Source organism: Rhodoferax fermentans (genome assembly GCF_002017865.1).
Classification (GTDB): Bacteria; Pseudomonadota; Gammaproteobacteria; order Burkholderiales; family Burkholderiaceae_C; genus Rhodoferax; species Rhodoferax fermentans.
The window spans coordinates 778,614-791,004 of the sequence record NZ_MTJN01000002.1; the positions used below are offsets into that span (position 1 = coordinate 778,614).

General features: G+C 60.8%; 11 protein-coding genes. 4 read left to right on the forward strand and 7 right to left on the reverse strand.

Going from position 1 to position 12,391, the window contains the following annotated elements; translation table 11 throughout:
* Nucleotides 1–22 precede the first annotated feature (22 nt).
* From RF819_RS03925 to RF819_RS03940, 4 genes are all read right to left on the reverse strand, one after another.
* Entirely contained in the window at nt 23–1,465 is a 1,443-nt protein-coding gene (locus RF819_RS03925) for a diguanylate cyclase domain-containing protein (protein ID WP_078363761.1), read from the reverse strand.
* Between the two features lie 191 nt (nt 1,466–1,656).
* The gene (gene lolA, locus RF819_RS03930; RefSeq protein ID WP_078363762.1) at nt 1,657–2,313 is read right to left on the reverse strand and encodes an outer membrane lipoprotein periplasmic chaperone LolA; all 657 of its coding nucleotides are present in this window, start codon (nt 2,311–2,313) and stop codon (nt 1,657–1,659) included.
* 11 nt (nt 2,314–2,324) lie between these two features.
* A complete protein-coding gene (locus RF819_RS03935) occupies nt 2,325–4,670 on the reverse strand; it encodes a DNA translocase FtsK (RefSeq protein WP_078363763.1) in 2,346 nt (781 codons plus the stop codon).
* A complete protein-coding gene (locus RF819_RS03940) occupies nt 4,667–5,350 on the reverse strand; it encodes a Crp/Fnr family transcriptional regulator (protein ID WP_078363764.1) in 684 nt (227 codons plus the stop codon). Before RF819_RS03940 ends, RF819_RS03935 begins: the two co-directional genes overlap by 4 nt.
* A gap of 137 nt (nt 5,351–5,487) precedes the next feature.
* Between RF819_RS03940 and trxB the strand changes: the two genes are divergently transcribed.
* From trxB to rpmG, 3 genes are all read left to right on the forward strand, one after another.
* Nucleotides 5,488–6,441, forward strand: a complete 954-nt coding sequence (trxB, locus tag RF819_RS03945) for a thioredoxin-disulfide reductase (RefSeq protein WP_078363765.1) — start codon at nt 5,488–5,490, stop codon at nt 6,439–6,441.
* A 145-nt stretch (nt 6,442–6,586) separates the two neighbouring features.
* Nucleotides 6,587–6,820 carry a 50S ribosomal protein L28 gene (rpmB, locus tag RF819_RS03950; protein ID WP_078363766.1) on the forward strand — a complete coding sequence of 78 codons (234 nt, stop codon included), beginning with the start codon at nt 6,587–6,589 and terminating at the stop codon, nt 6,818–6,820.
* Nucleotides 6,821–6,838: 18 nt separating this feature from the next.
* Nucleotides 6,839–7,009, forward strand: a complete 171-nt coding sequence (gene rpmG, locus RF819_RS03955) for a 50S ribosomal protein L33 (RefSeq protein ID WP_078363767.1) — start codon at nt 6,839–6,841, stop codon at nt 7,007–7,009.
* Nucleotides 7,010–7,108: 99 nt separating this feature from the next.
* On the opposite strand, the gene RF819_RS03960 is transcribed toward rpmG, so the two are convergent.
* The 3 genes from RF819_RS03960 to RF819_RS03970 form a co-directional block, all read right to left on the reverse strand.
* Nucleotides 7,109–7,975: a methylglyoxal synthase gene (locus RF819_RS03960; RefSeq protein WP_078363768.1), complete on the reverse strand. Its 867-nt coding sequence runs from the start codon at nt 7,973–7,975 to the stop codon at nt 7,109–7,111.
* Nucleotides 7,976–8,224: 249 nt separating this feature from the next.
* Nucleotides 8,225–9,358, reverse strand: coding sequence for a DesA family fatty acid desaturase (locus tag RF819_RS03965; protein WP_078366760.1), 1,134 nt, complete (start codon nt 9,356–9,358; stop codon nt 8,225–8,227).
* Nucleotides 9,359–9,487: 129 nt separating this feature from the next.
* Nucleotides 9,488–10,759 (reverse strand): RsmB/NOP family class I SAM-dependent RNA methyltransferase, encoded by a 1,272-nt coding sequence (locus RF819_RS03970; RefSeq protein WP_078363769.1) that lies wholly within the window; start codon nt 10,757–10,759, stop codon nt 9,488–9,490.
* A 199-nt stretch (nt 10,760–10,958) separates the two neighbouring features.
* Here RF819_RS03970 and RF819_RS03975 point away from each other — a divergent pair, with 199 nt between their 5' ends.
* Nucleotides 10,959–12,362 (forward strand): efflux transporter outer membrane subunit, encoded by a 1,404-nt coding sequence (locus RF819_RS03975; RefSeq protein WP_078363770.1) that lies wholly within the window; start codon nt 10,959–10,961, stop codon nt 12,360–12,362.
* Nucleotides 12,363–12,391 lie beyond the last annotated feature (29 nt).

The following is a 12,391-nucleotide window of genomic DNA, read 5'->3' on the forward strand; positions in this document are numbered from 1 at the left end:
GGCAAATGACCCCGCTGCCCGCTCAGCCGTCAGCCAGACGGATCACATTGCGACCCGCCGCTTTGGCCTGGTACATCGCAGCATCAGCCCATTTCAGCAGGTCATTCTGACTGGCGTCCTGACCCAGAAACAGCGCCAGACCGATGCTGGCCGAGCAGTGGTGCTCCACCAGGGTATCCATCTGCCCGCTCTGGGACACCTTGAGCAGGTAAGGCGCGACCAGACTTGCGCGGATTTTCTCGGCCACGTCGCTGGCCTGCTGGATGGAGCGCGGCCGGTCGGCACTCAACTCCCCCAGGATCACCACAAACTCGTCACCCCCAAAACGCGCCACGGTGTCTTTCTGGCGCACACAGTCCACCAGCCGCTGGGCGACCTCCAACAACAGCAAATCACCCACATGGTGGCCGTGCAAATCATTGAGGGTCTTGAAGTTGTCCAGGTCCAGCACCATCACCGCGCCATAGTTGCCGCTGCGTTTGCTCACCACCAGGCTCTGCCCGAGCCGGTCATCGAGCAGGCGCCGGTTGGGCAGGCTGGTCAGCGGGTCAAAAAATGCCAGCTGCCGTACCTCGTCTTCCAGCCGGACACGGTCGGTGCACTCGCGTGTGGTGCCGTGGTAACCCAGGATGTTGCCTTGTGCGTCATATTGCGGTTTGGCCAGCACCTCCCCCCACAACACCCGGCCGTTTTTGGCGCGGTGTTGCACAGAAAAGATCCAGAAGCCTTCGGGAGACCGTTTCCCCTCACCCGCCTGGGTTGTGTTTTTAAGAATGTTCTGTACCGTGGCCACACCGTCTTCGGTGAACAGCTCAAACACATGCCGGCCCAGCACCTCTTCGGCCTTGAAGCCACGCAGCCGCTCATCGGCCGGGCTGATGTAGGTGATGCGCAAGTCGCGGTCGGTCTTCCAGACCACATCCAGGGTTTCTTCGGTCAGCAGGCGGTACAACGCCTCGCTGTCCTGGAGCTGTTTGGTGCGCTGCTCGACCAGACTCTCGAGCGTGCTGTTGCGGTCCTGCAAACCTTTCAGGGGATAGACCTCACCGGCCTGCACCAGGTGGTAGGGGATGGAGATGCCGCTGTGCACAATTTTCCAGTCCCCCTGCTCCAGCCGGAAAATCAGCACCAGGCGTGCCGTCTCGCGGGACAACACATGCTCCGGGCCCGGCAGGTGGATATGGAAAAAAGCGGTGACCACCACCACCTCATGACACAGGTCTTGCAGGCAAATGTCGAGCATCTCGATGCGCAGTGGCTGCGGCACCTGGGCAAAGTCCTGCCGGGTGATCTTCACCCACTCGGCGCGGTCCTTCACCAGCACATCCCCGCCACCGCTGTAACCACTGAAGTTGTCGCTGAAACGGGTGATCAAGCGGTCATCACGCGTGGCGTACTGCGCGATGTAGTCGTCAAACAGAGCCCGGATGGTTGACAGGCGCTCAGACGGCAATGGGACTGGCATAAACAGTGAGGTAAAAGGGTTGGTGTCTTGAGAATGACCCTGGCGCCCGAAAGTGCGGCGGCCACATTCTGCCGGAGACAAGGTCATTTTCCACCGGAGGCACCACACACCAGCCCCAGTTGGATCAACTCCAGCGCAGATACAGGCCAACGGCTCGACCAGATCAAGCCGATGCCATCACCAGCCAGCCCTCACTGTTTGAGCACATCCGCCCCAGGCGGGGGTTTGAACTCAAAACCTTTGGCTGGCAAAGCCGGGTTGACCTGGAAACCCGCAAAACTCAGCACCGAACGCTGGCCAAAACTGTCCAGAATCTCCAGCACTTCGAGGGTGGCCACTTCGGATCCGCCAGCCCTGAAGCCGACCCGCACCGACTGCAACTGTCCGTCTTTGGCCTTCGGTGTCGCCAGCACCCATTGCAGCCCGTCCTTGTCGGGTGCATCAGTCAAGGTGAAGTCTGCCTGCAGCGCCTTCAGATCAGCGGCCGAGGCAATCAGCGCTGCGGGGGTCGAACCCAACACCTGCGACTGCTGGCGCGCCGTGACCTGGTTCAGGTCAACGTCATACAACCACAGGGTCTGGCCATCGGCGACGATGGTCTGGGCAAAGGGTTTGACGTAGACAAACTTGAAACGGTTGGGCCGGGCAAATTCAAACTGGCCGCTCGATGTTTTGACACGTGGCGCCTGCCCGTCCTTGGCCGGTGAAGTCACTACCTGGGTGAAGTCGGCCTTGCCGGCTTTCACGGTTTTGACGAATTCTTCCAAGCTTTTTATGCCGCCAGCCCAGGTATTACCTGCCCCGATAGCTATCAAAGCCGTAGTGATCAAAAGTCGTTTGAAGTGCATTGTGGGACCCATCATTCGTTGCGCGCGGGCACCAGGATGTCACGCTGGCCGCTGGTGCTCATGCTGCTGACCAGACCGGCTTTTTCCATGTCTTCCACCAGCCGGGCGGCGCGGTTGTAACCAATCTTCAAGTGACGCTGCACCAGCGAGATACTTGCCTTGCGGTTTTTCAGGACCACCTCAACTGCCTGGTCGTACATCGGGTCTTTTTCACCGCCACCGCCGTCGAGTGTGCCTGCACCGTCTTCCCCGTCGACCGTGCCGCCTTCGAGAATCCCTTCGATGTAATTGGGTTCACCCTGGCTCTTGAGGTAGCTGACCACGCGGTGCACTTCCTCGTCGCTGACAAAGGCGCCGTGCACACGGATTGGCAGGCCGGTGCCGCTGGGCATGTAGAGCATGTCACCCATGCCCAGCAGCGCCTCGGCCCCCATCTGGTCGAGGATGGTGCGGCTATCGATCTTGCTGGACACTTGGAACGCAATACGCGTCGGGATGTTGGCCTTGATCAGGCCGGTGATCACATCCACACTGGGGCGCTGGGTGGCCAGAATCAGGTGGATACCGGCGGCGCGGGCTTTTTGCGCCAGGCGGGCAATCAGCTCTTCGATCTTTTTCCCCACCACCATCATCAGGTCAGCCAGCTCGTCGATCACCACCACGATGTGGGGCAGGCGCTCAATCGGCTCGGGCGCCTCAGGCGTCAGGCTAAACGGGTTGTAGATGAACTCACCACGTGCCTTGGCCTCGTCCCACTTGGTGTTGAAACCAGCCAGGTTGCGCACGCCCATCTTGCTCATGAGTTTGTAGCGGCGCTCCATTTCGGCCACACACCAGGTCAGGCCATTGGCGGCCTGTTTCATGTCGGTGACCACCGGACACAACAGATGCGGAATGCCTTCGTAGACCGACATTTCGAGCATCTTCGGGTCGATCATCAGCAGGCGCACGTCATGGGCCTCGGCCTTGTAGAGCAGCGAGAGGATCATCGCGTTGATACCGACCGACTTGCCCGAGCCGGTGGTACCCGCTACCAGCACGTGCGGCATCTTGGCCAGATCGGCCAGCACCGGGTTACCCACAATGTCCTTGCCCAGGCCCATGGTCAGCATCGACTTGGCTTCGTTGTAGATCTTGGAGCCCAGAATTTCGCTGAGTTTGATGGTCTGGCGTTTGGCGTTGGGCAACTCCAGCGCCATGTAGTTCTTGCCGGGAATGGTTTCCACAACGCGGATCGACACCAGGCTCAGACTGCGCGCCAAATCCTTGGCCAGGCCCACAATTTGTGACCCTTTGACGCCGGTGGCCGGTTCGATCTCATAACGGGTGATCACCGGGCCGGGCTGGGCCAGCACCACCGCCACCTCGACGCCAAAGTCCTTGAGTTTTTTCTCGATCATGCGGCTGGTCATCTCCAGCGTCTCGGGCGCCACAGTTTCCTGGCGCAGCAGGGCGGCATCGAGCAGGTCAACCTGCGGCAGCTTGCTGTCAATTTCCTGGAACAGCGGTTTCTGGCGCTCTTTGACCACACGCTCACTCTTGGGCACCTCCACCACCACCGGCTCCACCACCACCACCGGTTTGGGGTGGTGCACAGCCTGGTCCTGGCGCTCTTCAACCAGCACCTCGGCCCGTGCCTGGGCGGCCTGCTGGCCCAGCGCCAGGTCTTCGTCCTGGGCGATTTTTTCGCGACGGTTTTCGATCTGGCCGAACATCCAGGCACCCAGCCGTTCGGCCACCAGCCCCCAGGAAAAACCAAACACCAAAGACGAACCAATCACCCCTGCGGCAATCGCCACCAGTCCCGAGCCGGTGAACCCCAGGCCCTGCAGCCCTAGCGGCCCCAGAAAATAACCCAGCAAACCACCACCGTGACCCGGCAAGCCTGCCTCCAAACTGTAAAAACGCGTCCACTCCAGCGTGGCACTGGCGCACAGCAGCACCAGCAAGCCCAACCAGAAAAGAATCCGCCCGCCTTCGGCCGACACGGCCTGAGCACCGGGTTTGGCCGGTGCCAACACCTCCTCATGCCCACGCAACCAGCGCGCCAGGGCCGACAACCAGGCACGCAGGCCGGCGGCCACACACCACCACACCGAATACCCCAGCAGAAAGTAACTGCCGTCGGCCAACCAAGCGCCCACATGACCCGCGTAGTTGTGCAAAGGTCCGCCGTTGCCCGAGGTGGACCATGCCGGGTCCAGCGGGGAATAACTCAGCAGTGCCAGCAGCCACAGCGCCAGCAGCACGAGACCCATCAGCAGCCACAGCTCCTGCGCAAAGCGGCCCAACACCGAGCGACTCGCCTTGGGTGCCTCGTTGCGGGATGAGTTGAGGGTATTGAGGGAATAGGTCATGGGAGTTGGCGCAAAGCCAGACGACGTTCTTTCAACACAAAACAACCAGCTTCATTGGTCTGGATGAAACCCTGCTCTTCAAAATCACGCATCACCCGGCTGACCATTTCACGCGAGGCGCCCACCATTTTGGCAATGTCCTGGCGCGTCATTTTTTCGCAGATCACCAGATCACTCTCACCCTGGGGCTGGGCGGCGTCCACCAGCACCTTGGCCACACGCCCGTACACATCCATCAGCGCCAGCGAGCTGACCATCTCGCCCGATTTGCGCAAGCGCTGCACCAGTCCCTTCATGATCCAGAACGCGATGCTCTGGTTCTCGGCCAGGCAGCGCACAAACTCGGAGTAGCTGAGCACCAGCACATCGGTCTGGACATCGGTCTTGACGCTGGCTGAGTGACTTTCACCGTCGATCAGGCTCATCTCACCGATGCAATCGCCCGGCCCGAGGGTGTTAAGGATCACCTCTTTGCCACGTCGGTCGGTCATGACAACCCGGGCCCGACCCGACAGGATGATGAACAAGGCACCACTTTTTTTGCCCTGTTCAACGATCAATTCACCCCGCTTGTAGCGCTGCTTGACCACATTGCCGGACAATTGAGATATCTGCGCCGGGGTGAGCCCCGCAAAAATAGGCACCCTGCGCAATAAATCCGACGTTGTCAACATAGCCATCTCATCACCCTAAAAAACGCAGATTCCCAGAACCGATAGCATCAAAACACGCACACTTTCCGTTCTTTTAGCAACCCGATAGTTTAAAAAATTATCTCGACTGTACACGTCAGCCCCTCGTATTAAAAAGGTAACAAATGACAATCCAACGCCACACACAAGTTCTGATCCTAGGTTCCGGCCCCGCTGGTTACACCGCGGCCATCTACGCCGCCCGCGCCAACCTGTCGCCACTGCTGATCACCGGCATGGCCCAGGGCGGCCAACTGATGACCACCACCGAGGTCGACAACTGGCCATCCGATGTGGACGGTGTGCAGGGCCCGGACCTGATGGCGCGTTTTCTGGCGCATGCCGAACGTTTCAAGACCGAGATTGTGTTTGATCACATCAACCAGGTTGATTTCTCCAAACGCCCGTTCACCTTGACCGGTGACAGCGGCAGCTACACCTGTGATGCACTGATTCTGGCCACAGGCGCGTCTGCCAAGTACCTGGGACTGCCCTCGGAAGAGGCTTTTATGGGCCGCGGTGTGTCAGGCTGCGCCACCTGTGACGGCTTTTTCTACCGCAATGAGGTCTGTTGTGTGGTCGGTGGTGGCAACACCGCCGTCGAAGAAGCACTGTACCTGTCCAATATTGCGTCCAAGGTGTATCTGATCCACCGCCGCGACAAGTTCCGTGCCGAGCCGATCATGATCGATAAACTCATGGACAAAGTGGCCTCGGGCCGGATTGAACTGCGCACCTTCAGCACCCTCGAAGAGGTGTTGGGTGACCAGAGTGGTGTGACCGGTGCCCGCATCAAAAACGTGAACACCGGCGCGCTGGAAGACCTGACGCTCAAAGGCTGCTTCATCGCCATCGGCCATTCCCCCAACACCGGCATTTTCGAAGGCCAGCTGGCCATGGAAAACGGCTACATCATCACCCAAGGCGGTAACAAGGGCTTTGCCACCCAGACCAGTGTGCCCGGCATTTTTGCCGCAGGCGACGTGCAGGACCACGTCTACCGCCAGGCCATCACCAGCGCCGGCACAGGCTGTATGGCGGCGCTCGATGCCCAGCGTTTTCTGGAACAACAGGCCTGAGCCCAAATAGCGGGCTATAATGCCGGGCTTTGCTGAACGCCCCCGTGAGGGGATCGGACGGCAATCGGGTTACCGCCACCCTTTTTCTTGGCGAGGTGAGGCTCCCGGCGTCAGTCGGGGCCGTTAAAAATATCGGAGTGTCCACATGGCACGCGTATGTGAAGTCACGGGCAAAGGCCCGATGGTTGGGAACACAGTTTCCCACGCCAACAACAAAAACAAGCGTCGGTTCCTGCCGAACCTGCAATACCGCCGTTTCTGGGTGGAATCTGAAAATCGCTGGGTTCGCCTGCGTATTTCCAACGCCGGTCTGCGTTTGATCGACAAAAACGGTATCGACGCTGTGCTCGCAGACCTGCGCGCACGTGGTCAAGCCTAATTTCACGAAGGAATCATCATGGCAGCCAAAGGCGGACGCGAAAAAATCAAGCTGGAATCAACAGCTGGCACCGGTCACTTCTACACCACCGACAAAAACAAGAAGACCACTCCCGAGAAATTGCTGATCAAGAAATTTGATCCCAAGGCTCGCAAACACGTGGAATACAAGGAAATGAAGCTGAAGTAATTCAGTCTTTCCTGAGTCAAAAAAGCCCGCTTCCAGCGGGCTTTTTTGCTTTTATAGCTGTAGCAAGCAGCCCTTTTAAACAAAGGGCTGGAAGCCAATTTAACTGCTTTTTGCCACCGCCTCAGCCCAGCGCCCGGCCATGGCGGGGGTGTTGAAACAGGTGGTGACATCACCTGCGCTGTAGACCGCACGGTCAAGCAGCTGGATGTCGGCCTCATGCTGGCGTGCCACATGCGGGTCTTCAAAAAAGATCACTTTCTGACAGCGCCGATCCAGCACCAGCTCGGCGATCTGGGAATCCCCACCGAGTGGGCCGCTCTGGTAACAGGTGACCCAGGGTTGGGATGCCGGCCAGCCACGCGCCCAGGCCATGGCATTGAGGCGGCTGCCGGTGGTGCCGGTGGCAACCCGTCCAGCAAAACGCGACAAGGTGTCAAAGTGTTTCATGGCAAAGTCGACCATGTCCTCTTTGAGTGCATCGTGGGCGATCAGTGCCACCACCTGGGATTCCAGCGCCAGCAGCTGCGCGGCCATCGGCACCGGCCCGGTGCCGACACCCGCACGCACCAGCTCCAAGGCCACCCACTCCACCGCACCGGCAAAGGTGGCCACAAAGGGTTTGCCATGGATCACACATTGGCGCTTGAGGGCCTGCGCCTCCGGAAAAATCGAGGTCGGGTTGACCGGGTCGATGAAAAAAAACACCCCATCAAGCTCTGCCTCAGGCGTCAGCCCACCCGCAATCCGCGACGCGAGCCGCATCAGGCCGCCATCCCGGCCATAACCCACCGACATCAACTGGCCACGAAACAAGTCGTTGACCACCAATGTGTCATGCGCCCCACCGGTGGCGTGCCAAGTGATTCCGAGCTGCCGCAGCGCCGGTTCACACACACGCGCCCAACGCAGCAAGGTGCACTCTGTTCCCATGCGGTGCAGGCGATGTGCTGCCAGTCCAAAATTCATGCTGCACTCCCGGTGTGAGACAAACAACCCATCGTGGCGTAGCCCACAAGGTGATCAGTGGCTGGCCAGGGCGCAGCAGGCAAGGTCAGGAACGCAGACAGGATCATGGTCAACATCTTTCACAAAAAGGCTGGCATCCAAGGGGCAGCGGCAGGGGCCAGTCGCCCAGAAACGCTATGAATAGCGAAGCATTCTACCCACTTGGAAAAAGGGCCAAATGCCCGTTTCGTGCCTATATTTGCAGCAGCCTCAGGCTTGCACGGCGCGCAGCTTTTTTGAAAACTCCTGCAAGGCCGCAATGCCACTGGCCTCGGCGCGCTGGCACCAGGCCTGCAGTTCGGCGGCGAGTTGCTCACGCGTGTGCAAGCGGTTGAGCCACATCTGGCGCAGCTCTTCACGCATCACCACCATTTTGTCGAGCACCGGCGAAGCCGCACGGGCTGCCGCCAGCTGCGCGGCCATCTCTGCAGGGATCTTGTCGGCATCGCGGTGCAACCAGCTTTTGGCAGCGCGGATCACACTGGCATCGGCCTGGCGCGCGCGCAGGGCTTTGACCTCCTGCTTGAACGCGCTGCGCATGCCCTGGGCGTAACGCGCCATCAACTCAAAGCGGTTGTGGATCAGCGCCTCCAGCGTCTGCTCATCCGCCACGGGCCGTACGCTGCCCAGCGCCAGCCGAGGTGGTGTCTTTTTGACCTTGGCCAGGTGCAGGCGCTGCAGCAGGCTGATGTACATCCAGCCGATGTCAAACTCATAAGGCTTGACCGACAGCTTGGCCGAGGTCGGGTAGGTATGGTGGTTGTTGTGCAACTCCTCACCCGCAATCAGCACACCCCAGGGCGAGATGTTGGTGCTGGCGTCGGGCGCCTCAAAGTTGCGGTAACCCCAGTAGTGCGCCGCGCCATTGATGATGCCAGCCGCCATCACCGGGGTCCACATCATCTGCACCGCCCACACCGCCAGCCCGGCCGCACCAAACAGAGTCAGATCAATCAGCAGCATCAGGATCACACCGGCCGACGAAAACCGGCTGTAAACGTTGCGCTCCAGCCAGTCGTCAGGTGTGCCGTGGCCATAACGCGCCAGGGTGTCGAGGTTGGACGCTTCCTTGCGGTACAGCTCGTAACCTTGCAATAGCACGGTTTTGATGCCGTACACCTGCGGGCTGTGCGGGTCGTCGCGCTGCTCACACTTGGCGTGGTGTTTGCGGTGGATGGCCGCCCACTCCTTGGTGACCTGCCCGGTGGTGAGCCAGAGCCAGAAGCGGAAAAAATGCGAGGCCGCCGGATGCAAATCGAGCGCGCGGTGCGCCTGATGCCGGTGCAAAAAGATGGTGACGCAAATCATGGTGATGTGGGTCATCACCAGCGTGAACAGCACCATGGCCCAGGCACTGATGTCCCACAGGCCCACACTGGCCCAATCGAGCAAAAAAGTCGTCAAGCTTTGTCCCTCTTTATAAATATCCCGCGCTACCAGTGGATCACTGGCAGCGGGTTGCGGCAGCGCGGCTTATTTACGCTGCCAGACTGCGGCAAAAAAGCCGTCGGTCTGGTGCTGGTGAGGCCACAGTCGCAAATAACACTGACCGTTGTCCCCACCGCTGCATAAGGTGGCCGCTTGCTCGACTTTAAGCTGGGTCAACACTTCACCCACATCCAGCGGCTCAAAGTCCTTGTTGGCCTCGGAGAAAGCCTGGGCAATCGCTTCGTTTTCCTGCGGCAACACGCTGCAGGTCGCATAGACCAGGCGGCCACCCGACTTCACCAGACGCGCGGCGCTTTGCAAAATAGCCGTCTGTTTGACCGCCATCTCCTCAACGGCCTTCATGTCCTGGCGCCATTTGAGGTCGGGGTTACGTCGCAGCGTGCCCATGCCGGTGCAGGGTGCATCCACCAGCACCCGGTCGATCTTGCCTGACAGGCGTTTGACGCGGTCATCACGCTCATGCGCAATAGCAGCCGGGTGCACATTGGACAGCCCGCTGCGCGCGAGGCGCGACTTGAAGGCATCGAGCCGCCCAGCCGAGGTGTCAAACGCATAAAGCCGCCCAGTGCTGCGCATGGCCGCACCAATCGCCAGCGTCTTGCCACCGGCACCGGCACAAAAATCGACCACCATCTCGCCGCGTTTGGCGTCCAGCAGCATCGCCAGCAGTTGCGAGCCTTCGTCCTGCACCTCAAAGTCGCCAGCCACAAAGGCAGGGTGTTTGTTCAGCGCTGGTTTGCCCGAAATACGCAGGCCCCAGGGGGAGTACGGCGTGGGCAGCGCCTTGATGCCGGATTCGGCCAGCGCTTTTTGCACATCGGTCCGTTTGGCCTTGAAGGTGTTGACGCGCAGATCAAGCCCGGCGCCTTTGTTGAAACTCTCCACCAGCGGCCAGAAACCGTCACCGAGCTGGTCTTTGAGCGGCTGCACCAGCCACTCGGGCAGGTTGTGGCGGTGGCGATCCATCAGGTCTTGTGGCTGGATCTTTTCACACTGGTCGAGCCAGTTGATTTCTTGATCACTCAGGGCGCTGCGCAGGAAATCACCCGGGCCGTAAAAACCCAGAATCGCCAGGCGCCGCTCTTTGGGGCCACTGCCGGATGGCGCAAAGTGGTCAAACAGGTTTTTTTTGCGCAAGACCGTGTAGACGGTTTCGGCCAGGGTGGCACGCTCACGCGGCCCCAGGCCGCGGTGGTCGCGGAAAAAGCGCGACACAATGGCGTCGGCCGGGTGATCAAATTTGAGGGTGAGACGCACCAGTTCAGAACAGGCGTCAAGCAGGGCTTTTGGATGCATAGGGCGCGCATTGTCCCATGAGCCACCGGACAACGGTGCAAAGTCGCTATATCACCCGCAGGTCACGCCTTGTAGAACCGGTGGCGGCTTGGCCGATGCGGGAACTTTACACAGCTTCACCGCTCTGAGACTCAGCTTTCATCAAGATGCCGCACAATCCGCCGGTCTGGCCCAGCCGCCGCCCCTACATCCCTTTTTGATGCACCCCACACCGCTTCGCACCGCCCGCTTTTGCCCGTCTGCCCGCCCCAGCCTGTTGCTCACACTGACCACCTGCCTGGCATTGGCCGGATGCGCCAACCTGAGTACAACTCCTGACTCACAAGAGCCGGTTTGGGAGGCAAGCAGCACTGCGGCCCAGCAACCCACCGCCTGGTGGGACGATTTTCAAGACCCCTTGTTGAGCCAACTGGTGAACCAGGCTTTGCAGGCCAACACCAGCATCCGCTCTGCGCAAGCCGCCTTGCAGCAAGCGCGCGCCCTGCGGGATGTGGGTGTGGCCACGGCGGGCCCCAATCTGAGCCTGTCCGGCTCAGGCCAGCGCAGCAAAACCGAGAGCAGCGAGGCCAGCAACCGCTTCACGGCCGGGCTGGACGCCGGGTGGGAAGTGGATGTGTTTGGTGCCAACCGCAGCAGCATCCGCGCCAGTGAGGCCGACGCACTCGCCTCCCAGGCCAGCCTGCGCGATGTGCAGGTCAGTATCACGGCCGAGGTGGCGCTGGCTTACCTGCAGTTGCGTGGCACCCAGAGCCAGCTGGCCATTGCCCAGAACAACCTGGCCAGCCAGCAACAAACCCTGCAGATCACCCAGTGGCGTGCCCAGGCCGGTCTGGTAACCTCGCTCGAGGTGGAGCAGGCGCAAACCGCTGCGGCGCAGACCGCCGCGCAAATCCCCTCGCTATTGACCAATCTGGCCCAGACCCGCCACAGCCTGGCGGTATTGACCGGTCAGCGGCCGCTGGATCTGGACACCCTGCTGCTGCCAGAGCGTGCTGTGCCGCAAGCCAACAGCACAATGAGCCAACAGATCCCCGCCGAGACCCTGCGCCAGCGTGCCGATGTGCGTGCCGCCGAGTACCGCATCCGCGCCGCACTGGCACGGGTGGATGCAGCGGATGCCGCGCGTTACCCCAGCTTCAAGCTGGGTGGTTCCCTGTCTCTGAGCGCCCTGACCTTGGCGGGCCTGGGCAACGGCGCCACGCTGGTCAGCAGCCTGCTAGGCTCGGTCTCGGTGCCGCTGATCGACGGTGGCGCTGGCAAAAGCCGGGTACTGGCGCAGGAAGCCGCGCTGGAGCAGGCCCGCGCGAGCTACCAGAGCACGGTGTTGACCGCCCTCAAAGAGGTGGAAGACGCGCTGATGGCACTCCAAAACGACCGCGAACGCCTGGTTTTGCTGCAACAAGCAGCGACCGCTGCGCGCAACGCCGACCTGCTGGCACAAAACCGTTTTGCCAGCGGCCTGATCGACTTCCAGACCGTGCTGCAAACCCAGCGCACCCTGCTCAGCACCCAGGACAGCGTGGCCAGTCTGCAGGCCACATTGGGTGCCGACCATGTCCGGCTGGTCAAAGCGCTGGGTGGCGGCTGGCAGGCGCAGCCCTGACACCGCCCGAACCCCAGGCCGCCGAATCT